This is a genomic window from Vibrio sp. ED004 (genome assembly GCF_023206395.1).
Classification (GTDB): Bacteria; Pseudomonadota; Gammaproteobacteria; order Enterobacterales; family Vibrionaceae; genus Vibrio.
This window is the reverse complement of the sequence record NZ_CP066149.1, coordinates 134297-160066: the sequence shown is the minus strand read 5'-3', so window position 1 is coordinate 160066 and position 25770 is coordinate 134297. Positions and strand designations below refer to the sequence as shown.

The 25770-nt window shown below is 44.0% G+C and carries 16 protein-coding genes and 1 pseudogene; 9 read left to right on the top strand and 8 right to left on the bottom strand.

Annotated features, from left to right (window positions below; translation table 11 throughout):
• The first annotated feature begins 61 nt into the window (after positions 1–61).
• The 3 genes from ITG10_RS00700 to ITG10_RS00690 all read left to right on the top strand — a co-directional run bounded on the left by ITG10_RS00700 (position 62) and on the right by ITG10_RS00690 (position 5603).
• Positions 62–2269, top strand: a complete 2208-nt coding sequence (locus tag ITG10_RS00700; RefSeq protein ID WP_017632254.1) for a heparinase II/III family protein — start codon at positions 62–64, stop codon at positions 2267–2269.
• A 2-nt stretch (positions 2270–2271) separates the two neighbouring features.
• A complete protein-coding gene (locus ITG10_RS00695; protein WP_017632253.1) occupies positions 2272–4425 on the top strand; it encodes a heparinase II/III family protein in 2154 nt (717 codons plus the stop codon).
• A gap of 365 nt (positions 4426–4790) precedes the next feature.
• Complete coding sequence (locus tag ITG10_RS00690; RefSeq protein ID WP_241430361.1) at positions 4791–5603, top strand: fumarylacetoacetate hydrolase family protein; 813 nt, start codon at positions 4791–4793, stop codon at positions 5601–5603.
• 104 nt (positions 5604–5707) lie between these two features.
• On the opposite strand, the gene phnE (ITG10_RS00685) is transcribed toward ITG10_RS00690, so the two are convergent.
• The 4 genes from phnE (ITG10_RS00685) to phnD all read right to left on the bottom strand — a co-directional run bounded on the left by phnE (ITG10_RS00685) (position 5708) and on the right by phnD (position 9264).
• Positions 5708–6538 carry a phosphonate ABC transporter, permease protein PhnE gene (gene phnE / locus ITG10_RS00685; protein ID WP_017632251.1) on the bottom strand — a complete coding sequence of 277 codons (831 nt, stop codon included), beginning with the start codon at positions 6536–6538 and terminating at the stop codon, positions 5708–5710.
• Between the two features lie 10 nt (positions 6539–6548).
• Positions 6549–7349, bottom strand: a complete 801-nt coding sequence (gene phnE, locus ITG10_RS00680; protein WP_017632250.1) for a phosphonate ABC transporter, permease protein PhnE — start codon at positions 7347–7349, stop codon at positions 6549–6551.
• Positions 7346–8164 (bottom strand): phosphonate ABC transporter ATP-binding protein, encoded by an 819-nt coding sequence (gene phnC, locus ITG10_RS00675; protein ID WP_017632249.1) that lies wholly within the window; start codon positions 8162–8164, stop codon positions 7346–7348. Before phnC ends, phnE (ITG10_RS00680) begins: the two co-directional genes overlap by 4 nt.
• Before the next feature lie 143 nt (positions 8165–8307).
• Positions 8308–9264, bottom strand: coding sequence for a phosphate/phosphite/phosphonate ABC transporter substrate-binding protein (phnD, locus tag ITG10_RS00670; RefSeq protein ID WP_248386628.1), 957 nt, complete (start codon positions 9262–9264; stop codon positions 8308–8310).
• 266 nt (positions 9265–9530) lie between these two features.
• Here phnD and ITG10_RS00665 point away from each other — a divergent pair, with 266 nt between their 5' ends.
• The gene (locus ITG10_RS00665) at positions 9531–10247 is read left to right on the top strand and encodes a FadR/GntR family transcriptional regulator (RefSeq protein WP_017632247.1); all 717 of its coding nucleotides are present in this window, start codon (positions 9531–9533) and stop codon (positions 10245–10247) included.
• 262 nt (positions 10248–10509) lie between these two features.
• Here ITG10_RS00665 and ITG10_RS00660 read toward each other — a convergent pair whose 3' ends face one another.
• The 4 genes from ITG10_RS00660 to ITG10_RS00645 all read right to left on the bottom strand — a co-directional run bounded on the left by ITG10_RS00660 (position 10510) and on the right by ITG10_RS00645 (position 13989).
• Positions 10510–12009: a tripartite tricarboxylate transporter permease gene (locus ITG10_RS00660; RefSeq protein ID WP_017632246.1), complete on the bottom strand. Its 1500-nt coding sequence runs from the start codon at positions 12007–12009 to the stop codon at positions 10510–10512.
• Between the two features lie 8 nt (positions 12010–12017).
• Positions 12018–12479, bottom strand: coding sequence for a tripartite tricarboxylate transporter TctB family protein (locus ITG10_RS00655; protein ID WP_017632245.1), 462 nt, complete (start codon positions 12477–12479; stop codon positions 12018–12020).
• An 87-nt stretch (positions 12480–12566) separates the two neighbouring features.
• Positions 12567–13493, bottom strand: a complete 927-nt coding sequence (locus tag ITG10_RS00650) for a tripartite tricarboxylate transporter substrate binding protein (protein WP_017632244.1) — start codon at positions 13491–13493, stop codon at positions 12567–12569.
• Positions 13494–13518: 25 nt separating this feature from the next.
• The gene (locus ITG10_RS00645) at positions 13519–13989 is read right to left on the bottom strand and encodes a hypothetical protein (RefSeq protein WP_017632243.1); all 471 of its coding nucleotides are present in this window, start codon (positions 13987–13989) and stop codon (positions 13519–13521) included.
• Positions 13990–15073: 1084 nt separating this feature from the next.
• Between ITG10_RS00645 and ITG10_RS00640 the strand changes: the two genes are divergently transcribed.
• The 5 genes and pseudogenes from ITG10_RS00640 to ITG10_RS00620 all read left to right on the top strand — a co-directional run bounded on the left by ITG10_RS00640 (position 15074) and on the right by ITG10_RS00620 (position 25720).
• Positions 15074–16852, top strand: coding sequence for a transporter (locus tag ITG10_RS00640; RefSeq protein WP_017632242.1), 1779 nt, complete (start codon positions 15074–15076; stop codon positions 16850–16852).
• Positions 16853–17070: 218 nt separating this feature from the next.
• Positions 17071–19149, top strand: coding sequence for a DUF4962 domain-containing protein (locus tag ITG10_RS00635; protein ID WP_017632241.1), 2079 nt, complete (start codon positions 17071–17073; stop codon positions 19147–19149).
• A 661-nt stretch (positions 19150–19810) separates the two neighbouring features.
• Positions 19811–20692 (top strand): NAD(P)-dependent oxidoreductase, encoded by an 882-nt coding sequence (locus tag ITG10_RS00630; protein WP_004733521.1) that lies wholly within the window; start codon positions 19811–19813, stop codon positions 20690–20692.
• A gap of 1175 nt (positions 20693–21867) precedes the next feature.
• Complete coding sequence (locus ITG10_RS00625) at positions 21868–23739, top strand: methyl-accepting chemotaxis protein (RefSeq protein WP_017632240.1); 1872 nt, start codon at positions 21868–21870, stop codon at positions 23737–23739.
• A gap of 222 nt (positions 23740–23961) precedes the next feature.
• Positions 23962–25720, top strand: a pseudogene (locus ITG10_RS00620) (polysaccharide lyase family 7 protein).
• Positions 25721–25770 lie beyond the last annotated feature (50 nt).

The following is a 25770-nucleotide window of genomic DNA, read 5'->3' as shown; positions in this document are numbered from 1 at the left end:
GAGTTTGAAAATTTAATCAAAGTTTAAGCAGATAAACTCTTTATTGAGGGTGACAAAGAATATGACGACTAAACCAGTATTGTTGACTGAAGCAGAAATCGAGCAGCTTCATCTTGAAGTAGGCCGTTCTAGCTTAATGGGCAAAACCATTGCAGCGAACGCGAAAGACCTAGAAGCATTCATGCGTCTACCTATTGATGTCCCAGGTCATGGTGAAGCTGGGGGTTACGAACACAACCGCCATAAGCAAAATTACACATATATGAACCTAGCTGGTCGCATGTTCTTGATCACTAAAGAGCAAAAATACGCTGACTTTGTTACAGAATTACTAGAAGAGTACGCTGACAAATATCTAACGTTTGATTACCACGTACAGAAAAACACAAACCCTACAGGTCGTTTGTTCCACCAAATCCTGAACGAACACTGTTGGTTAATGTTCTCAAGCTTAGCTTACTCTTGTGTTGCTTCAACCCTAACACAAGAACAACGTGACAATATTGAGTCTCGCATTTTTGAACCAATGTTAGAAATGTTTACGGTTAAATACGCACACGACTTCGACCGAATTCACAACCACGGCATTTGGGCAGTAGCTGCTGTCGGTATTTGTGGTCTTGCTTTAGGCAAGCGTGAGTACCTTGAAATGTCAGTGTACGGCATTGACCGTAACGACACTGGTGGCTTCCTAGCGCAAGTTTCTCAGCTGTTTGCACCTTCCGGCTACTACATGGAAGGTCCTTACTACCACCGTTACGCAATTCGCCCGACTTGTGTGTTCGCTGAAGTGATCCACAGACACATGCCTGAAGTTGATATCTACAACTACAAAGGCGGCGTGATTGGTAACACAGTACAAGCCATGCTTGCGACGGCTTACCCGAACGGTGAGTTCCCGGCTCTGAATGATGCTTCTCGTACTATGGGTATCACAGACATGGGTGTTCAGGTTGCGGTAAGTGTTTACAGCAAGCACTACTCTTCTGAAAACGGCGTAGACCAAAATATTCTGGGTATGGCTAAGATTCAAGACGCAGTATGGATGCATCCATGTGGTCTTGAGCTGTCTAAAGCTTACGAAGCCGCTTCTGCAGAGAAAGAAATTGGCATGCCTTTCTGGCCAAGTGTTGAATTGAGCGAAGGTCCTCAAGGTCATAACGGCGCGCAAGGATTTATCCGTATGCAGGACAAGAAAGGAGACGTTTCTCAACTTGTTATGAACTACGGCCAACACGGCATGGGTCACGGTAACTTTGATACGCTAGGTATTTCTTTCTTCAACCGCGGTCAAGAAGTGTTGCGTGAATACGGCTTCTGCCGTTGGGTCAACGTTGAGCCTAAATTTGGCGGCCGCTACCTAGATGAAAACAAATCTTACGCTCGTCAAACTATTGCTCACAACGCAGTAACGATTGATGAAAAATGCCAGAACAACTTTGATGTTGAACGTGCAGACGCAGTACACGGCTTACCACACTTCTTCAAAGTAGAAGACGAGCAAATCAACGGCATGAGTGCGTTTGCTAACGACCACTACCAAGGTTTTGACATGCAACGCAGCGTGTTCATGCTAAATCTTGAAGAGTTGGAATCTCCGCTACTATTGGATCTTTACCGCTTAGATTCTGATAAAGGTGGCGAAGGCGAACACCAATACGACTACTCACACCAATATGCCGGCCAGATTGTTCGTACTAACTTTGAATACCAAGCGAACAAAGAGTTGAACACGCTGGGTAGTGACTTCGGTTACCAACACCTATGGAACGTAGCAAGCGGTGATGTGAATGGCACGGCACTTGTGAGCTGGCTACAAAACAACACCTACTACACATGGTTAAGTGCAACGTCTAACGACAATGCTGAAGTTATCTTTACTCGCACTGGCGCGAACGACCCAAGCTTCAACCTACGTTCAGAGCCTGCTTTCATTCTACGTAGCAAGGGCGAAACAACACTGTTCGCTTCTGTTCTAGAAACGCACGGTTACTTCAACGAAGAGTTCGAGCAATCAGTCAATGCTCGCGGCGTTGTGAAAAACATTAAGGTTGTAGCGCATACAAATGTAGGTTCAGTCGTCGAAATCAGCACAGAGAAATCAAATGTGACAGTGATGATCAGCAACCAACTTGGTGCGACTGACAGCACTGAACATAAGGTAGAACTGAACGGCAAAGTATACAGCTGGACAGGCTTCTACTCAGTAGAGACAACTCTACAAGAAACAAATTCAGAAGAACTTAGCACTGCAGAGCAGGGGAAATAATAATGAGCTATCAACCACTTTTACTTAACTTTGATGAAGCAACAGAGCTTCGTAAAGAACTTGGCAAGGATAGCCTTTTAGGTAACGCATTAACTCGTGACATTAAACAAACTGACGCTTACATGGCTGAAGTTGGCATTGAAGTACCAGGTCACGGTGAAGGCGGCGGTTACGAGCACAACCGTCACAAGCAAAACTACATCCATATGGATCTAGCGGGTCGTTTGTTCCTTATCACTGAGGAAACAAAGTACCGTGATTACATCGTTGATATGCTAACTGCGTACGCGACGGTATACCCAACATTGGAAAGCAACGTAAGCCGTGACACTAACCCTCCGGGTAAGCTGTTCCACCAAACGTTGAACGAGAACATGTGGATGCTTTACGCTTCTTGTGCGTACAGCTGCATTTACCACACTATCTCTGAAGAGCAGAAGCGCCTTATCGAAGACGATCTTCTTAAGCAAATGATCGAAATGTTCGTTGTTACTTACGCACACGACTTCGATATCGTACACAACCACGGCCTATGGGCAGTGGCTGCAGTAGGTATCTGTGGTTACGCGATCAACGATCAAGAATCTGTAGATAAAGCACTTTACGGCCTGAAATTGGACAAAGTAAGCGGCGGTTTCCTAGCGCAACTTGACCAACTATTCTCGCCAGACGGCTACTACATGGAAGGTCCTTACTACCACCGTTTCTCTCTACGTCCAATCTACCTGTTCGCAGAAGCGATTGAACGTCGTCAGCCAGAAATTGGTATTTACGAATTTAACGATTCAGTAATCAAGACAACGTCTTACTCTGTATTCAAAACTGTATTCCCAGACGGTACATTGCCTGCTCTGAACGATTCATCGAAGACGATCTCTATCAACGATGAAGGCGTTATCATGGCTACGTCTGTGTGTTACCACCGTTACGAGCAGACTGAAACTCTGCTTGGTATGGCTGATCACCAGAAAAATGTTTGGGTTCATGCTTCTGGTAAAACACTGTCTGATGCGGTTGATGCAGCAGACGACATCAAAGCATTCAACTGGGGTAGCCTGTTTGTAACGGACGGCCCTGAAGGCGAAAAAGGCGGCGTAAGCATCCTTCGTCACCGTGACGAGAAAGACGACGACACAATGGCGTTGATCTGGTTTGGTCAACACGGCAGCGATCACCAGTACCACTCTGCGCTAGACCACGGTCACTACGATGGACTGCACCTAAGTGTATTCAACCGTGGCCACGAAGTGCTGCACGATTACGGCTTCGGTCGCTGGGTAAACGTTGAGCCTAAGTTTGGTGGTCGTTACATTCCAGAGAACAAGTCTTACTGTAAGCAGACGGTTGCTCACAACACAGTAACGGTTGATCAGAAAACGCAGAATAACTTCAACACAGCATTGGCTGAGTCTAAGTTTGGTCAGAAGCACTTCTTCGTAGCAGACGACCAGTCTTTGCAAGGCATGAGCGGCACAATTTCTGAGTACTATACAGGCGTAGACATGCAACGCAGCGTGATTCTTGCTGAACTTCCTGAGTTCGAGAAGCCGCTAGTGATTGATGTTTACCGCATCGAAGCTGACGCTGAGCACCAGTACGACTTACCAGTTCACCACTCTGGTCAAATCATTCGTACTGACTTCGATTACAACATGGAAACAACGCTTAAGCCGTTAGGTGAAGACAACGGTTACCAACATTTATGGAACGTTGCTTCAGGCAAAGTGAACGAAGAAGGTTCTCTAGTAAGCTGGCTACATGACAGCAGCTACTACAGCCTAGTAACCAGCGCTAATGCGGGCAGCGAAGTTATCTTTGCTCGCACTGGTGCTAACGATCCAGACTTCAACCTTAAGAGTGAGCCTGCGTTCATCTTACGTCAGTCTGGTCAAAACCATGTGTTTGCTTCTGTATTGGAAACACACGGTTACTTTAACGAGTCTATCGAAGCCTCTGTAGGCGCTCGTGGTCTGGTTAAATCAGTGTCTGTTGTTGGCCATAACAGTGTCGGGACTGTTGTGCGCATTCAAACGACATCTGGCAACACTTACCACTACGGTATTTCAAATCAAGCTGAAGATAAGCAGCAAGCAACTCACACGGTTGAGTTTGCTGGTGAGACATACTCGTGGGAAGGATCATTTGCTCAACTGTAAATGATCAACACACATACCTTTTAACGATGGTGTGTGCTGACATGGTGCTTTGCGGGAACGAAGCGCCATGTCATGTTCGGTTGTAAGGGTGTTCGCATCTAAGTAACTGAACGAAACTAAAGTCGATGACAAAGAATATCGGAAATAAGTCAAACCGAGTAACTCGTTGCGAGTTGCTCGGTTTTTTTATGTCTGCGATTTGAGATCCAATCTTTCACACGTACTGGAATTGACCGTGGGTAATTAGAGTTGCTCGAAGATAACAAGAGTGAGCCGAAGAGAACTAGAATAAGTCGAAGATAACCATAGTGGACTAGAGTTAGATTGGAGATTAATCGATAAGGGAATCAAGCATGAAGGGATTAATGGCGATATTGATGATTTCAAGCGCTGCTTATGTCAATGCAGAAACCGCAATTAAGGACAGCAGCGAGAAATTCGTGCGTTATCAATATCAAGACAAAATCAGTTATGGGAAGTTAGATAAAGACTCTGTGTTGCCAATCAGCGGGGATATTTTCGGTGACTATTCAGTCGCGAAAACCTCGATTCCTCTTGAGTCAGTCGAAGTATTATTGCCTACCAAGCCTGAAAAGGTGTTTGCGGTCGGCATGAACTTCGCCAGCCACCTAGCATCGCCTGCCGGTGCGCCACCCCCTATGTTTCTTAAGCTTCCTTCTTCTTTAACCCTCACAGGCGAAGTGATTCAAGTGCCACCGAAAGCGAACAACGTTCATTTTGAAGGAGAGTTGGTGGTTGTGATTGGTAAAGAGTTGAGCCGAGCCAGTGAACAAGAAGCGGAACAAGCGATCTTTGGTGTCACTGTGGGTAACGATATTACAGAAAGAAGCTGGCAAGGTACGGATTTACAATGGCTTCGAGCGAAAGCATCCGACGGCTTTGGCCCAGTTGGTAATACGATTGTTCGTGGTGTCGATTATAACAAGGTGCAACTGACCACACGCGTTAACGGCGAGGTTGTGCAGCAAGAAAATACCTCGTTCATGATTCACAAGCCTCGAAAAGTCGTCAGCTACTTGAGTCACTATTTTACTCTCAAGCCGGGCGACCTAATTTTTATGGGCACACCGGGCAGAACGTTTGCTTTATCCGATAAAGACCAAGTAAGTGTGACCATTGAAGGGGTAGGGACTGTCGTTAATGAAGTACGGTTCTAAGCGCGAATTTGTCTGTAAAGTCTTAACAAACGAAAAGCCTACTCACTGAGTAGGCTTTGATCTTATTGACTAGCTAACCAACTAGTTAACGTTGCTTTTATTATTTAGATTAGGGCTTTTCGTGCTTTGGCAGCCAACCATTCAGAGAAGATAACTGTCACGAGAATCGCGCAGAAGATCACAGTCACTTGAGGCCATGCCAACATCGCCATCGACTCTTGTAGTTTCAAACCGATACCGCCTGCGCCGACCAAGCCTAATACTGTAGATTCACGAATATTGATGTCCCAACGGAACAGACTCGTGCCGATGAAACTTGGCATCACTTGAGGAAGAATACCGTAGTTCAACACTTGCAGCGGAGATGCGCCCGTCGATTGAATCGCCGACATTTGTGTTGCGTTCACTTCTTCAATTGCTTCGTACATCAACTTAGCCACGAAACCGATCGAGCGTAGGGCAATTGCGACAATACCCGCCAACAAACCTGGGCCGATGATCGCCACTAATAGCAGAGCCCAAATTAACGAATTAATTGAACGACTTGCTGCGATGATAAACAGCGCAATAGGTCTGATAAACGTCATGCTTGGTGTCGTGTTACGTGCAGCTAAGAACGCAACCGGAAACGCCAGTACGATCCCTAACAATGTGCCAAGTGTCGCGATGTTAATCGTGTCCCACAACGGGCTCCAAAGTGACTCCAAGTAGCTCCATCTTGGTGGCCACATACGTGACGAGATGTCAGCAAGTTGGTTGGGTGAATCAGTCACAAAGTACCAAATCGTGTCTTTGTTCATGATTTGCCATGCAAAAACCGTTAGGGCAACAAAGCAAAGCCAACCAAGCCAGAGCATTAGGCTCTGTTTACTGTCGTAACGCTGCCATTGGGTACGATTCATAGAGCTTGTAGAGGTGTCATTTAGCGTACTCATTCGTCGTTCCTTACTGTACATGTTTGCGGATGATGGTTGATAGGTATTCACACATCATCACGATCACGATAATAATCAATAGAATAGCGGCTGTTGCGCTGTATTCGTAACGGTCCATAGCTGTATTCAATGTTGCGCCGATACCACCTGCGCCAACAATGCCAATCACAGCAGACTCACGAAAGTTGATGTCGAGTCGGTACATCGAAAGCCCGATAAAGCGTGGCATCACCTGTGCTTGAATTGCGTAGTTCACCTGTTGTAACCAGCTTGCGCCCGTTGCACGCATTGCGGTGAGTGGTGCTGGGTCAATGGCTTCAATCTCATCGGCAAACAGTTTTGCGAGAAAGCCGATGGTCGCGAAGGTGAGCGTGACAAAACCAGCAAACGTACCAAAGCCAAACAAAGCCACACACAGAATCGCTACGATGATCTCTTGTAAACTACGCGCGATAGAAATAAACGCACGACAGAATAGGTAAACGGGAGTTGGGGCTAGGTTTTTGGCCGCGCCTAACCCAAATGGGATTGAAAGAATGACACCTGCCACGGTTGATGTGAGCGTCATGGTTAAGCTCTCAATCAAACCTTGTGAGATGTTGTTCCAACGGCCACCAAAATCAGGGTTCATGAAAGCCAAAATGAACTGCCAGCCGCGTTCGCTGCCTTCGTAAATTCGAGTCCAGTTTATATGTACCGACTGGGTTGCAAGGTATAAGTACACCGCAACAATGATGATCAAACTCCAACGCAGCCATGGGTTGGAAATCAGTGGCGGCTTGGTCCATTGTTTTGGATATGACTGAATCATACTGTTGCCTCTGACAAGCGAGGATTCGTGATGTTCAGGTCATCTTCCTCTTCTTCTACCTGTTGACTCCAATCTTCTTCACCGTAGATCTGTGTCAATACATCTTCAGTGAGCAGAGTTGGTTTGTCATCAAATACAACACAGCCTGCATTTAGGCCGATAACGCGGTCAACAAACTGTTTTGCTAACTGAACGTCGTGAATATTGATGATGGCTGGGAGCTGTTGCTCTGAACAAATCTCGCTGATCAATCGCATGATCTGGCGAGCAGTACGTGGGTCGAGTGCGGCCGTTGGCTCATCAATCAACAGCAATTTCGGCTTTTGAGCGAGTGCGCGAGCTATACCTACACGTTGGCGCTGACCGCCCGACAGAGCATCGGCTCTTTTATTGGCGTGTTCCAATAATCCAACGCGGTCTAGTAGGCCATAAGCGGCTTGGATATCTGATTCTGGGAAACGACGAGTAAAGCTTTGCCAGAAATTCACGTACCCTAAACGACCTGAAAGTACGTTTTCCATAACCGTCAAACGTTCAATCAGTGCGTACTCTTGGAAGATCATCCCAATCTCACGGCGTGATTGCCTAAGTTGTCTCTTAGAAAGCGTTTCGAGGTTGGTATTGGAAAAGATAACTTCGCCGCTAGTGGGCTCAGTAAGTCGGTTAATACAACGAATAAGCGTTGATTTACCCGCACCAGATGGGCCAATTAATCCAACAACTTCGCCAGCATTTACTGATAAGCTGACGTTAGTTAGGGCTTTGTCAGAACTTGAATAGTGCTTGGTAAGCCCTTTAAGGGTAAGAGTCGACATAAAATTCCTATAAGGACGGTGTACTAAGAGTTCGCCAGAGGCAGACGAGGAGAGCAAACCGGAAAGAGTGGTGAATAACTGCAGGCACGTATTCCTGCAGTTAGTTTAATCAGTGTGTGATTGGCTTTTTAGTTCGTTTGAACTTAGCTACACGTGTAAGACACTTTGTTTGCTGTATCGATAGTACGAATTACTTCCCAGTGCTCTTGGTAAGTGATTGGAACAAATTTCGCTTCGCCGTTACGCTCGAATTCTTCTTGAAGCTTTGTGCCTTCCCAGTCGAAAGTGAAGAAGGCTTTTTGAATCTTCTCTTGCAACTCTGGCGTCAGGTTGTGTGCAGTACCGTAAGCTGTTGTTGGGAAGGTTTGAGATTTGTAGATGCTCTTGATTTGACCTTCTTTCACAACTTCGCGTGAAAGCATACGGTTCAATACTGAGTTAGCGACGGCTGCTGCGTCGTAATCTTTGTGCGCCACACCTAAAATAGAGTTATCGTGTGCGCCAGAGAATGCAGGTTTAAAATCTCGGTCAGGTTGAAGTTGGTATTCAGCATCCAGAATTGCAGAAGGTGCTTTGAAGCCAGAGTTAGACGTTTGTGATGTGAACGCTAGGTTTTTATCTTTTAAGTCTTCTACTTTCTCAATACCAGAACCAGGGTAAGTGATGATTTCCATTTCGTAACCGAAAGAACCATCTTCTGCAGCCATCATTGTGAATGGGGCAAAGCCTGCACAGTTAACCGCTAGTGGTGTCGAACCTGTGTTGAAACCTGCAATATGTAGACGACCTGAACGCATTGCTTCAATTTGAGCAGCGTTATTTTGAACAGGAAAGAAACGAACCGTCTTTTCTGTGGTTTTTTCAAGGTGGCTCAAAAACTCGCTCCACACATCAGCGTATACTGCAGGATCTTCAACTGGCGTATAAGCGAAAATTAGCGTGTTTGGGTCAACCCATTGTGATTGATCTTGAGGAACATCGGCGACTAAGTTACCAGAGCGATCTTCGTATCGTGTATCCATTGCTAATGCAGAACCAGAAAAAATCAGCGCAGCAGTAATAGCGCTCTTAAGCGTGAGATTTGTTTTTGTCGGTTTCATTATTTCAGTCCAATTGAGTTATCTGTTGGGAAGGGAGTATAGGAATCGACGATGACAGAACCGCTGCTTTTTGATGACGGATTTATGAATGATGTAACATAATATTTCTGGTTGGATGGGCGTGTGTATTTTCTAAGTGTTTGATTAATTTGTTAAATTAACAGGCTGTTCTTCGCTTTTATTTTACTCAATTGGCTGTAGGTTGAAATACTGTTATAGTCATCATTAAATAATACATAAACATAACATATAAAATAAGTGAACTTATGGTTAGCACTTTTAATTCAATTTCGGGCTCGAAGCGTAGCCTACACGTGCAAGTCGCACGTGAAATCGCTCGTGGAATCTTGTCTGGTGAACTGCCACAAGGTTCTATTATTCCTGGTGAAATGGCGTTGTGTGAACAGTTTGGTATCAGCCGAACGGCACTACGTGAAGCAGTCAAACTACTGACTTCTAAAGGTCTGTTAGAGTCCCGCCCGAAAATCGGCACTCGTGTAGTAGACCGCGCATACTGGAACTTTCTTGATCCTCAACTGATTGAATGGATGGATGGTCTAACCGACATAGATCAATTCTGTTCTCAGTTTTTAGGCCTTCGTCGTGCTATTGAGCCAGAAGCGTGTGCATTAGCCGCAAAATTTGCGACTGCTGAGCAACGTATTGAGCTTTCAGAGATCTTCCAGAAGATGGTTGAGGTGGACGATGCAGAAGTGTTTGACCAAGAACGTTGGACAGACATCGATACTCGTTTCCACAGCTTGATCTTTAATGCGACAGGTAACGATTTCTACCTGCCATTTGGCAATATTCTGACTACCATGTTTGTTAACTTTATTGTGCACTCTTCTGAAGAGGGCAGTACATGTATCAATGAACACCGAAGGATTTATGAAGCGATTATGGCTGGTGACAGTGAAAAAGCACGTACAATGTCGGCTGCTCATTTGCAAGACGCCAACCACCGTCTGGTGACCGCGTAATAGGAATGAATAGAGCGTGTATGAGTAATTTCATATTGAGATGAACAGTATCACGCTCGGATAAACGACTTAAAAGGGTATGCCAAGTGCATGCCCTTTTTATTGTCTGTTTTTACAGGAATTGATTGTTTATTGTGTACTAAAAAGCCAGAGACATAGGTCTCTGGCTTTGGTGTTTTCATGTTATTGGTTATTGGTTATTGGTTATAAGTCACAAGCTAAATGCGATGTGTTAACCGTTACCCATTGAACAAACAGTCAACTATGGATATTGCTCAGTTTCCTTTTGTTTCTGCTTTTTCTTCATTTTCAACGTTGAATAAACAGAAAATACAGCTAGCAAGATAAACGCGAGTGCAATAGGGCGCTCATAAAGGAAAGACCAACTGCCATCGTACATCAACAGCGATTTCCTCAGGTTTGTTTCTGCCATTGGCCCTAAGATGATCGCAAGCAGAATTGGCGAAGACGGAATATCCAGTTTAGTTAAGATAAAGCCAAGTAGACCGAAACCGATTGCAATACCCACATCAAACATTGAGTTATTAATTGCGTAAGCGCCAACAATTGAAAGGAAGACAATGATTGGAATCATGATGATCTTCGGTACTTCAATGATGCGGCAGAAGAAACGAATTCCCAGTAAACCAATCACTAGCATCACAAGGTTAGCAACCAACATCGAACTGAATACGCCATAAACCACTTCCGGGTTTTGGGCAAACAGCAGAGGCCCTGGTGTTAAACCTTGAACAATGAGTGCGCCTAGAAGAACCGCTGCTACAGCATCCCCAGGAACGCCTAGTGTTAACAATGGAACTAATGAACCACCCGTTACACCGTTGTTTCCTGATTCGGCTGCTGCTAGACCTCGAACTGATCCTTTACCAAATTCTTCTGGTTTTTTCGATGAACGTTTTGCTTCGTTGTAACAAACGAATGCCGAAATATCAGCACCAGCACCCGGTACAGAACCGATGGTGGTTCCCATCAAACCACTTTTTACAGCCGTTGGTAGCATTTCTTTGAGGTCACTTTTACTTAATAGTTTGTGGTCAAATTTCGGTGCAACGACTTTTTTCTCAGAGAACAGCTTCTCTAGTTGGTTTAATGCCTCAGACAGAGCGAATAAACCAATCAAGACAGGGATGACATTGATTCCGCTGTAAAGATCCATGATGTCAAAAGTAAATCTTGGCACACTGCTGATTGGGTCGAGTCCTACAGTTGAAACCAATAATCCAATGGTTCCCGCAAGTAATCCTTTAAAAATGTTGTTTGAAGAAACACTCGCAATAATCGTTAAACCAAACAGAGCGAGTGCAAAATATTCTGGCGCATTAAAACGCAGTGCAAAGGTCGCTAATTTAGGCGCAATCGCGATGAGGACGATAGTACTTAATAGCCCGCCAATAAATGATGCAACAGCAGAAATACTTAATGCTCTTGCTGCTTGTCCTCTAACAGCCATCGTGTGACCGTCGAGTACACTTGCTGCAGAAGCTGGTGTTCCCGGGGTTTTAAGCAAAATTGCGGCAATTGAGCCACCGTAAATCCCACCAATGTATACACCAATTAACATCACAAGAGCTGAAGTCGGTTCCATACCAAAGGTAAATGGAAGGAGAATCGCCACGCCCATTGTCGCTGTAAGGCCGGGTAGTGCGCCTAAAATAACGCCTCCCAGTACGCCAAAAACAAGGACAGGAAGCACTGCAAAGCTAACTGCAGTTGCGAGACCATCGATTAGATATTCAAACATATTACCTCCTATGACCACGTTGCTTCAGGAAGCGCGATGTAGAACACCTCGCCAAATAGATAGTAAACCGCGAAAACAAAGACAACGGCGACAACGTAATAGATTGGCTTCTTCACTTTGAAGTAAACGAGGTAAAACATAAATGCAATCAAACTCGCGTAAAGGTAGCCAACCACACTGATGAGTAATGCGTAGCCAATAAGAAAAGCAACGCCGAAAATCGACATCTTGCTTATCATCGCTTCTTGTTGTTCTGAGGCACCTTTTAACTTGTGTTGAATGATGAGAACTATACAGATAGCAATTTGGGCAATCACAATCATCATCGGGAAGAATTTTGCATCGACACTTGCATCTTGGTACATCGGACGATCAAATTGAGTGATCAGCGCGAGAGCGATTGCGCTAAGGATAATGATGATAGAAGGGAAAACGACGTTTCGGTTTAAGTTAGAGTGAGCGTTAGACATGGAGTTTACCCCTAAAAAGTAAAGCAAGGGAAAGGTACAAACTAATAGCAGAGGCACAACGGATAAAGCTGTGCCTCTGAACAAAGGTTATTGAATTAATTGAGTCAGTGATTTTGTATCTTCTGCGACAAATTCAGTGAAGGCTTTGTCATCAAGGTTGTGAATCGTCATAGCACCTTTCTCCATGAAAGATTTGAACTCTTCACTTGCCATTGCTTCATCAAATGCAGCACCCAGCTTCTCGATTACTGCATCAGGTGTATCTTTTGGAGCACCAATACCGCGCCATGTACCTGTTACTACATCAATGCCTTGCTCTTTCAAAGTCGGAACATCTGGAATGTATTGAATACGCTCTTCAGACATGACACCTAATGCTTTTAGTTGGCCTGAACGAAGCTGAGCGATAGCTTCACCGGGAGTAACCATAGTGACGTCTGTGTGATGGCCTAATACAGCAGGAATTGCTTCTGATGCACCGTTGTAAGGGATAGCGTTTAGTTTGATGCCTTGATCTTTTTCAAGAGACATTAGGTAGAAGTTTGGCGCAGCGGTTGAAGCGAATTTTACGCTGCCTGGTTTTTCTTTGGCTTCCTTAATCAGGTCGTTAATCGTGTTGTATGGGCTATCAGCTGCAACCAATACGACCGCAGGATCTAAGTTAACTAGACGAATGAGTCTAAAGTCATCAGCGGTATGACGCATTAAACCCATTTGAGGAAGTGAAGCAATTTCACGTGTTACCACTGTTAACGTGTAACCATCAGCACGCTGCTGAGCACCAAAGCTCATACCAACGGCGCCAGCACCACCCGTACGGTTCATGATTGAAATGTTTTGTCCTAAAATGTCTTTCGCACTATTTGCAAGGGTACGGCCAACAGCATCGGTACCGCCGCCCGCGCCAAATGGGACAACTAAGCGAATATTCTTGCTCGGGTAGTCAGCTGCAATCGACGTTGCAGAAACAAGTATACCGGCTGCCAGCATGATGGATTTCAATAATTTACTCATAGTAAGTTCCTTCTGTTTCTAATTATTAGCGATATGTTTTTGTAGGGTTTTCTGCTTTTTCTGTTTGGTACTCGTGCATTGCTAGCTGTTCAATAGCTACTGCTATCCAGCCACTTATCAGCATGTCATACCATTGTTGTACGCCACTGCAGGCAACAACCACATTTCCGTAAACAAACGAACCATAAAACAGTAAGTCTTCGTCACGTAGTGAAGATGGGTGTTGGGAATGCAGTGTTAGATTGCTTGTCGATTCTCGCCACGCTTGTTGTGCTTTCTTACGGGCAAGGTGATCAAATTTGATTGTCCAGTTATCAGGATCTCCTAACGATTCCTCGTATAGAATGGCGTCTTCAAAAGAGGATTCCCAAGGCTTAAGGTGTGGATTCATAACGACAATATGCAGTTCTTTTCGATTTGTTCTTTCAAACAGCTTGTCGATAGCGGGTTTTACGATGTCGATCGCGTCTTGAGTGATATCTTTCATTGAGCGCATGCCGCATGTCCTTACGTTTGGTAGATGAATATAGAATATTGTATGACAATAATTCTTCAATTAACGAAAGCTTGGAAGTGGGGAGCGGTCACAAGTGAAAGTCTTCTAACAAGACTTCGATCTTGTTTTAACCATATTATGTCGGAAATAGTGTGATTCTGGTCTTTTTATGAACTGGGTATGAATGGATACAGATCCGGATCCAGTTTTATTTTAGCTTGATAATAGAACGCCCTAAAAAATACGGGATAAATACGCACATGTCAGCGGCTCTCCTACAAGACGCTAACGACCGTTTAGCAACTGCAAGCTAAACGCGGTTTTGAACTTTCATGTGAACTAAGTAAACGTCCCGATGAACTATTTATAGGTTCATCAAAACCAGTTAAACAGGTATGCCAAGTGCGTGATTTTTTGTTTTTGGGAAGCGTGTTGCACCATGTATAGCACTGTTTTGGTTCATTCCCGATTAACTCTTTCTTAAGTCAATTCTTCCTTGTATACGTCTAGCGGTAGTTCTTTAGCATCGCAATTAAAAGAATATTGCGCCCGAGATACGTGTCTTAGACACTTGAGCTCCCTAAAAAATAATGATGCATCATTTATGATTTTTCATTTTTTGTATTTTGAATTCATCACTATCTCAACAAGATATGCCGCTTCTATATTGATTAATTTACGTAGAATTCTAATGAAATTATTCGCTCTCAATTGATAGGAAATACTGGTTTATTGTGTGATAAATGAGGGTAATTCAGTTCTAATTTGGCTTTTATTATTTTTGAGAATTTTATATTTATATGTGTTTGGTTGTATTTGTTAATAAGTGTGCAAAGTCTCACTTTTTCGTAAGTGATTGATTTTTATGGGGTGGGTGCTCTTGTGGTTTGATTTCTCATGTTTTTACCTCAAACCCCAGTAATTGCCTTAATGTATTGGCTATATTCCATCCTATGTCATATATATAATTAACTTAATCAATCAAAATAAGATCACCATCACTTATTTGGATTATTGTACTACAAATAAGGTTTGAGATTTCCTATAGTTCTCGTAACAAATTACAACGGACAAAGGATACACGATGGAACTCAACACGATTATTGTCGGCATTTATTTCCTATTCTTGATTGCGATAGGTTGGATGTTTAGGACATTTACTAGTACCACCAGTGATTACTTCCGCGGGGGCGGTAATATGCTGTGGTGGATGGTTGGTGCAACCGCCTTTATGACCCAGTTTAGTGCATGGACATTCACCGGTGCGGCAGGTAAAGCGTATAACGATGGTTTTGCCGTAGCGGTTATCTTTATCGCCAATGCTTTTGGTTACTTCATGAACTTCGCATACTTCGCACCTAAGTTCCGTCAACTACGTGTAGTGACGGTAATTGAAGCAATCCGTATGCGTTTTGGTGCGACTAACGAACAAGTGTTCACTTGGTCTTCAATGCCAAATAGTGTGGTTTCTGCAGGTGTATGGTTAAACGCATTAGCAATCATCGCTTCTGGTATCTTCGGCTTCGACATGACAGCGACTATCTGGATTACTGGTCTAGTAGTATTAGCTATGTCAGTAACGGGCGGTTCATGGGCAGTTATCGCATCTGATTTTATGCAGATGGTTATCATCATGGCAGTTACGGTTACATGTGCTGTTGTTGCGGTTGTACAAGGCGGCGGTATTGGCGAAATCGTTAATAACTTCCCTGTAGCAGAAGGCGGTTCATTCCTTTCTGGTAACAACATCAACTACCTAAGCATCTTCAGCATCTGGGCATTCTTCATCTTCGTGAAGCAATTCTCTATTACGAACAACATGCTTAACTCTTACCGTTACCTAGCGGCTAAAGACTCAAAGAATGCTAAGAAAGCAGCACTGCTTGCATGTGTGCTAATGCTTTGTGGTGTATTCATTTGGTTCATGCCTTCTTGGTACATCGCTGGTCAAGGTGTCGACCTAGCAGCTGCTTACCCAGAAGCTGGTAAGAAAGCAGGTGACTTTGCATACCTATACTTCGTACAAGAGTACATGCCAGCAGGTATGGTAGGCCTTCTAGTTGCGGCGATGTTTGCAGCGACAATGTCTTCTATGGACTCAGGTCTAAACCGTAACTCAGGTATCTTTGTTAAGAACTTCTACGAAACTATTGTTCGTAAAGGCAACGCAAGTGAGAAAGAGCTAGTAACGGTTTCTAAGATTACTTCTGCAGTCTTCGGTATCGCTATCATCCTTATCGCTCAGTTCATTAACTCGCTTAAAGGTTTGAGCCTGTTCGATACAATGATGTACGTTGGTGCTCTAATCGGCTTCCCAATGACAATCCCTGCATTCTTAGGCTTCTTCATTAAGAAGACTCCAGACTGGGCAGGTTGGGGTACGCTAGTAGTGGGTGGCCTTGTATCTTACTACGTAGGTTTCGTTGTAAACGCTGAAATGGTGTCATCTGTATTCGGTCTTGAAGAGTTAACGAGCCGTGAATGGTCTGATGTTAAAGTTGCGATTGGTCTAATTGGCCACATTACACTAACAGGTGGCTTCTTCATCCTATCGACATTGTTCTACAAACCACTGTCTGAGAAGCGTCAAGCAGACGTTGATAAGTTCTTCGGTAACCTATCTACTCCGTTAGTCGCTGAGTCTGCAGAGCAGAAAGTACTGGATAACAAGCAGCGTGAAATGCTTGGTAAACTGATTGCAGTAGCAGGTGTGGGTATTATGCTAATGGCTCTACTAACTAACCCAATGTGGGGACGTCTAGTCTTCATCTTATGTGGTGTGATTGTTGGTGGTGTTGGTGTGCTACTTGTTAAAGCGGTCGATGACGGCGGCAAGCAAGCGAAAACGGTAACCGAAAGCTAATACATAGAAAACGTTTATAATAGAATGCGACGACTCGAAAGGGCGTCGCATTTTTTTGTTCTGCAAAACGGGAAAACCGTCAGGTGAAAGATATCTGACCTAAATCACGAAAACTGTAAAAAAGTGTTCAATCGAATCGAAACAGATTTAATTGTCCTACAATAAGACGTATATTATTACTAATTCCTTTCAGTCAACTTGAATATAAGTGAGTTAGAATGAGCGACCAAAAATCTCTTGATGCAATCAGGAAGATGAAGCTGGAGAATGACACTTCAGCAGGTAATCTTGTAGACCTACTCCCTATCGAAGTACAAAAACGTGACTTCGACCTATCATTCCTAGACAACTTGAGCGAAGCACGTCCACGTCTTCTTGTTCAAGCAGATCAGCTACAAGAATTTAAAGCAAAAGTGAAAGCTGATGAAGCTCACTGCATGTTTGATGATTTCTACAACAACTCTACCGTTAAGTTCCTTGAGACAGCACCTTTCGAAGAGCCTCAAGCGTACCCTGCGGAAACAGTAGGCAAAGCTTCTTTATGGCGTCCTTACTGGCGTCAAATGTACGTTGATTGCCAAATGGCACTGAACGCGACACGTAACCTAGCGATTGCTGGTGTGGTAAAAGAAGACGAAGCGCTAATTGCGAATGCAAAAGCTTGGACTCTAAAACTGTCTACGTACGATCCTGAAGGTGTGACTTCTCGTGGCTATAACGATGAAGCGGCTTTCCGTGTTATCGCGGCTATGGCTTGGGGTTACGACTGGCTACACGGCTACTTCACAGATGAAGAACGTCAGCAAGTTCAAGATGCGTTGATTGAGCGTCTAGACGAAATCATGCATCACCTGAAAGTGACGGTTGATCTATTGAACAACCCACTAAACAGTCACGGTGTTCGTTCTATCTCTTCTGCTATCATCCCAACGTGTATCGCGCTTTACCACGATCACCCGAAAGCAGGCGAGTACATTGCTTACGCTCTAGAATACTACGCAGTACACTACCCACCATGGGGCGGTGTAGACGGCGGTTGGGCTGAAGGTCCTGATTACTGGAACACGCAAACTGCATTCCTAGGCGAAGCATTCGACCTATTGAAAGCGTACTGCGGCGTAGACATGTTCAATAAAACATTCTACGAAAACACCGGTGACTTCCCGCTTTACTGCATGCCTGTTCACTCTAAGCGCGCAAGCTTCTGTGACCAGTCTTCAATCGGTGATTTCCCTGGTCTAAAACTGGCTTACAACATCAAGCACTACGCAGGTGTTAACCAGAAGCCGGAGTACGTTTGGTACTACAACCAGCTTAAAGGCCGTGATACTGAAGCGCACACGAAGTTCTACAACTTCGGCTGGTGGGACTTCGGTTACGACGATCTTCGCTTCAACATCCTTTGGGATGCACCAGAAGAGAAAGCGCCATCAAACGATCCATTGTTGAAAGTGTTCCCAATCACGGGTTGGGCTGCATTCCACAACAAGATGACTGAGCGTGATAACCATATTCACATGGTATTTAAGTGTTCTCCGTTTGGCTCAATCAGTCACTCTCACGGTGACCAGAACGCATTCACGTTGCATGCATTCGGTGAAACGCTAGCGTCAATCACTGGCTACTACGGTGGTTTCGGTGTTGATATGCACACCAAATGGCGTCGTCACACGTTCTCGAAAAACCTGCCACTATTCGGCGGAAAAGGCCAGTACGGCGAGAACAAGAACACAGGTTACGAGAACCACCAAGACCGTTTCTGTATTGAAGCGGGCGGTACAATCTCTGACTTCGACACAGAATCTGATGTGAAGATGGTTGAAGGTGATGCAACGGCATCTTACAAATACTTCGTTCCTGAAATCGAATCTTACAAGCGTAAGATCTGGTTTGTTCAAGGTAAAGTATTCGTAATGCAAGACAAGGCGACACTTTCTGAAGAGAAAGACATGACTTGGCTAATGCACACAACTTTCGCAAACGAAGTGGCTGATAAATCTTTCACTATCCGTGGTGAAGTAGCGCACCTTGACGTGAACCTCATCAACGAGTCTGCTGATAACATCACTTCAGTTAAGAACGTTGAAGGCTTCGGCGAAGTTGACCCATACGAGTTTGAAGATCTTGAAATTCACCGTCACGTTGAAGTGGAATTCAAGCCTTCTAAAGAGCACAACATCCTAACGCTTCTTGTTCCTAATAAGAACGAAGGCGAGCAAGTTGAAGTGTCTCACAAGCTTGAAGGCAACACGCTACTGCTTAATGTTGACGGCGAAACGGTTTCAATTGAACTGTAATCTGCTGAAATAACAGAAGCGATCTATTAAAAACTCCGAGTGAAAGCTTGGAGTTTTTTTGTTTGTAGGGTGAAAAGGGGAACACTGTTAGTTTGGGCGAAACTGGCGATGCTTCATCGCAGTTAAAAGGCATCACAGTTTAAACTTTTGCGTCACAAGCCTCTATTAAAGTGTATCCACACACACTCAAACAGCGCGACAACTGCATTTGCTAGGCATCTCGATGCCAAACCAATCGATACAGGAGCAATAGCTGGTAAGGGGTTGTTGAATTACGCAGATTAAGGGAGAGGGATGTTCCAGACACGTTTGAGTGCTTGTTTACAGTGAATGCTCTTAGTCATTGACGGCTTTTACTTTAGTACTGACTGTTTTAGAGCTAACTGAGAAAAGGACCAGTGAGTTAACAATAGTTAGAGGCGTGGCTTATTCTTAATAATCGTATGACATTTAACGTATGTTATTTCATCAATGGACGAATTTTTGAGTGAGATATCGTTCCTCAAAGTGCAAAGCGTGACCATATTCTCTCGTAAAGTGAATCCCCGTCACAACTTGCGTCTAAGCATCGAAGGATTACCCTAAAACTATTGCGTAACGGAAAAGACGTCGTTATTATAATGACCATATAATCATACAATACTATATTTGGAGTTTAAACATGACTAAACCTGTAATCGGTTTCATTGGCCTAGGTCTTATGGGCGGCAACATGGTTGAAAACCTACAAAAGCGCGGTTACCACGTAAACGTAATGGATCTAAGCGCTGAAGCTGTTGCTCGCGTTACAGATCGCGGCAATGCGACTGCATTCACTTCTGCTAAAGAACTAGCTGCTGCAAGTGACATCGTTCAGTTTTGTCTTACAACTTCAGCTGTTGTTGAAAAAATCGTTTACGGCGAAGACGGCGTTCTAGCGGGCATCAAAGAAGGCGCAGTACTAGTAGACTTCGGTACTTCTATCCCTGCTTCTACTAAGAAAATCGGCGCAGCTCTAGCTGAAAAGGGCGCGGGCATGATCGACGCACCTCTAGGTCGTACTCCAGCACACGCTAAAGATGGTCTTCTGAACATCATGGCTGCTGGCGACATGGAAACTTTCAACAAAGTTAAACCTGTTCTTGAAGAGCAAGGCGAAAACGTATTCCACCTAGGTGCTCTAGGTTCAGGTCACGTAACTAAGCTTGTAAACAACTTCATGGGCATGACGACTGTTGCAACTATGTCTCAAGCTTTCGCTGTTGCTCAACGCGCTGGTGTTGATGGCCAACAACTGTTTGACATCATGTCTGCAGGTCCATCTAACTCTCCGTTCATGCAATTCTGTAAGTTCTACGCAGTAGACGGCGAAGAGAAGCTAGGTTTCTCTGTTGCTAACGCTAACAAAGACCTTGGTTACTTCCTTGCTCTTTGTGAAGAGCTAGGTACTGAGTCTCTAATCGCTCAAGGTACTGCAACAAGCCTACAAGCTGCTGTTGACGCAGGCATGGGTAACAACGATGTACCAGTAATCTTCGACTACTTCGCTAAACTAGAGAAGTAATCGACGTACGACCTCGCTAGGGTATTGCCTGTCTGTTAGGCGGCGATACCTCAGCGAGGTTCGTTTTTATCTGCACAAGCCTGATCTATGAGCCTGTTTTATCTCAAATCCCGCTTTATCCTCGATACCTGTTTTATCCTTAATACCAGTTTGCTCCCACGGTTTCACTCTCCCTCGTAAAACCCGCAGCCATCAGTATTAATTTTCTTGTTCTACTCTTTTTGCTTCTTGTTGTTCTATCTAATCAAAACTCTACCTGTTTCGACTTTCATTTAATCTCGATTTTCAATGCTGCTTGTTAACACTTAACGCCTCCAGAAACTCTTTGTTCTAGACGTGCTTTGTTATGTATCAGCTGACTCTCTATTTTCACATGATTAAATATCTAATACCGTCATTAATGGGCGATAGTTCGTAGCGTAGAGCGATAACCAAAACCCGAAGCGATAATCACAAAACAAAAAAAAGCCCACACAGCTGGTGACTATGTGGGCGTATTCGGACGAGCCGTCTGAAAAAACGAATGAACAATCTAAGTGAAGTACCGCTTAACGAGATCCCCCGACAGTTTCTACGTTAAACGTGTTCAATGACCTTAAAGCGAGACGCTTCAATTTCCACTTTGAATTGCACAAAAGCATTCAGAAAGAACTTAAGTTATGATTCAAATACACAATAACTTAAGGCTTATTGTATTACAAATAAATTTTAAGGTTGAATGCCTTTAGTGAATGGTTGGTTAGTGAAAATGTGACTTAAGGCTCACTTTCCTAGTCAGATGACCGAAAGTGATATGAATAATTTGAGTAAAGGCATTATCGGCGAAGTTGTGAGGTAATTATCTGAAAGTTGATCAGTTTTGATTGGTTAATCATTCCTTTCTAATCACGTTAAAAGTTTCAAACTCATAAATGATACCTATGTCACAGGGTAGTTTTAACCAGTTTTGATATATCAAGATCGCTCACAGAAAGTGCAGTTAATTAAACATACAATATTAATTAAATTGATGGTTGTGACGATGGAACGGCATGAACAGGTTTCACTTCCCGTATCTTCGAAAATGCAAAAAATAACCATTTCATTCGGATGAAAATAATAGACATAGGTTGATATGGGTGATGAGTTTTATGAATTCAAAATTGTCTCTAGGGTTTAAAGGAAAATTGATTTTAATGGTAGCGATCGTTAGTTCTAGTGCTTTAGCATTTACGAACTGGTTTACGCTTAACTTGGCCACTGAACAGGTAAACCAAACGATTTATAACGAGATTGATCACTCGCTTACGATAGAAATCAATCAAATAGAAAGTACCGTTCAGCGCACCATAGATACGGTCAACTCCGTTGCACAAGAATTCATGAAATCCCCATACCAAGTGCCGAATGAAGCACTCATGCATTATGCTGCAAAGCTCGGTGGCATTGACAAAATTGTGGTGGGTTTTGACGACGGCCGTTCTTACACTTCTCGTCCTTCAGAGTCTTTCCCTAATGGTGTTGGAATCAAAGAAAAATACAACCCAACGACTCGCCCTTGGTATCAACAAGCGAAATTGAAATCAGGCTTATCTTTTAGTGATCTGTTTTTCACCAAGAGTACTCAAGTGCCTATGATTGGTGTGACTTACTCATACCAAGATCGCGTGATCATGGCGGACATTCGATTCGATGATTTGGAAACTCAACTCAAACAGCTAGATAGCATCTACGAAGCGACAGGTATCATCGTGGATGAGAGAGGGATGGTCGTCGCATCCACAATAGACAACGTGCTTCCACAGAGCAATATCTCTTCTGCTGACGCCTTAATGAAACTCAACAAAGCCATCGAACGACCGGATCAATTTATTGAAGGTGTGATTGATGGTAATCAGCGAATCTTGATGGCTAAGAAGGTCGATATTGGCAGCCAGAAAGAGTGGTACATGATTTCAAGTATTGACCCTGATCTCGCGCTCAATCAGCTGAATGGTGTGATGTCAGATGCTCGAATGCTGATTATTGCCTGTGTATTGGGGTCAGTCATATTAATGATTCTACTCCTGAATCGTTTCTACCGCCCAATCGTGTCACTGCGTAAAATTGTTCACGACCTTTCTCAAGGTAATGGCGACCTGACTCAAAGGCTTGCCGAGAAAGGCAATGACGACCTAGGACACATCGCCAAAGACATCAACTTGTTCATCATTGGCCTTCAAGAGATGGTTAAAGACGTGAAATTCAAGAACTCGGATCTTGATACCAAGGTATTAAGTATTCGAGAAGGCTGTAAAGAAACCAGCGATGTACTGAAAGTTCATACCGATGAAACGGTTCAAGTCGTCTCTGCGATTAATGGGTTGTCTGAAGCTTCAAGTGAAGTCGAGAAGAACTCACAGTCAGCGGCAGAAGCAGCGCGAGATACGGCCGTGTTTAGTGACGAGACTAAGCAAATCAACACAGTGACAGAAACGTACATCAGTGATCTTGAGAAACAGGTTTGCACAACGTCTGATGATATTCGTTCTATGGCTAATGAAACGCAGAGCATCCAGTCGATAGTGTCTGTGATTGGTGGTATTGCTGAACAAACCAACTTGCTTGCGTTAAACGCATCCATAGAGGCGGCGAGAGCAGGCGAGCATGGTCGAGGTTTTGCTGTGGTAGCTGACGAAGTCCGTGCGCTAGCAAACCGAACTCAAATCAGTACCTCTGAAATAGAAGAGGCGCTGTCTGGGTTGCAGTCTAAATCGGATGGTTTGGTTAAATCGATTGAGTTAACGAAGAGCAATTGCGAGATGACTCGTGCTCAAGTTGTTCAAGCGGTAAACATGCTAGCGAAGCTAACGGAACAGATGGAAACCGTGAGTCGTTTCAATAACGATATTTCAGGATCTTCTGTTGAGCAAAACGCCCTGATTCAGAGTATCGCTAAGAACATGCATAAGATTGAAAGCTTCGTTGAGGAGCTCAATAAGCTAAGCCAAGATCAACTGACAGAATCCGCTGAAATCAAAACATTGAATGGTAGCGTTAGCGAGCTAATGAGTAGCTTCAAAGTCTGACGTTTCTACTATAAGCACTAAAAATCAATGTGTTAATTTTGGTTTTTAGCCTGAGAGCCGCTCCAAACCTGTCGAGTTTAGAGTGGCCTTTCTGCGTTGTTTTTGTCTCTAAACCCTCGGCAAAAACGGTTCATATCGCCTCATTTGCCGCATCTCACATTCTGATAAATGGACAATTGACATAAAATAGTACAAATATACATTATCACTCTACTCTTATGGATAAGTGAGAATAAACCAATCTTCGTTGTGGTACTCGCTTCGCTCAAGTACGGCTGTGGTGGAAGTAGTTCAAGCGACTCAAGTGATAGTAGTGATCCTTCTGATGTCACAAACCCTGGAACGTCATATGGTGCAGTCCCTCCATATGACATTGCCAAGTACCAAAATATTCTTTCCAGTTCTGATCTTCAGGTGTCTGACGCTAGCGGAGAAGAGGGTAATAAAACCTCTGAACTAAAAGATGGAAACTTTGATGGTTATGTCAGCGACTATTTTTACGTTGATGGGGGAAACTGAGAATCTTATCTTCAAAATTGTCAATTACAAGATGCGCTCTGAAGTTCGCGAAGGAGAAAACTTCGATGTCAATGAAGCGGGCGTGAAGCGAAACCCATACGCAGAAATAAGCCTTCCCGATATTGAAAACTCAATGGCTAGCTCACCAGCCGATCATGACGAAGTGACATTACTACAGATACACAATAAAGGCACAGACGAAAGTGGCACAGGGTATATACCACATCCTTTATTACGCGTGGTTTGGGAGCAAGAACGAGATGGGCTCACAGGCCATTATTGGGCTGTCATGAAGAACAATGCCATTGATTGCAGCAGTGCTGTCGACCCTTCAAATTGTTACACTACTTCATATAGTCGTTACAACTTGGGCGAGACGGAACTCGATAGTTTCACCAAGTTTGATCTTTCTGTTTATGAGAACACCCTTTCGATCAAAGTGAACGATGAAGTTAAAGTCGATGGAGATATCACCTACTGGCAGCATCTACTGAGTTACTTTAAAGTGGGAATCTATAATCAATTCGAAAACGGTGAAGCGACCGCCTATTATCAGGTATTGCTATACACAACGACTCAAATCGATGGTTCAAACGATTGGGATATTAGCGATTGGAAGCTGACCATTCCGGCAAGTAAAGATACTTGGTATGGAAGCGGTGGTGATAGTGCTGCTGAGTTAGAACCGGAACGCTGTGAATCGAGCAAAGATCTGCTTTCAAATGATAGCGATGTGTACCACAGCGATATTAATCTTTCTTACTTCAATGCCGATGAAGGAAGAATGCACTTTAGAGCGGATATGGGATATGGCACCTCTACGCAAAACTCTAGCTATATTCGCTCTGAGCTCAGAGAGCTATACCAAAGTAATGCTCAACCAGATTGCAGCACCAGCGATGAAGATACGAGTTGGTATTTGGACGACACTAGAACCAACGCAACCAGTCATGAGTTAACCGCAACCCTGAGAATCGAGGACTATCCGAACATTAATAACCAAGACCCGAAAGTAGTGCTTGGGCAAATACACGGCTGGAAGATTAATCAAGCCCTAGTGAAGTTGCTCTGGGAAGGTGAGGGTAAACCAGTACGCGTGATTCTAAACTCCGACTTTGAACGAAACAACCAAGACTGCGGTCATTGCGAACCGTTCAGTGTTGAATTAGGTACTTATTCGGCCAGTGAAGAGTGGCGATATACGATACGTGCTAACCAAGACGGTGTGTACTTAGCAACCCATGACTTAGATGGAACCAACACTGTTTCTCATTCAATCCCATGGGGACAAGATTACACCGACAAAGATGGGGAGACGGTGTCGTTAACATCAGATTGGACATCGACAGATATTGCTTTCTATTTCAAAGCGGGCATCTATCCACAATTTAAGCCTGATAGCGACTATGCCGGTGAAGTGTTCGATGTGAGCTTTAGTTCTCTTAGAGCGGCGCACTATTGAGTTTCCTGGGAGTTGAATGCGATCACTGATGCTTGAATAGTACCACTGGT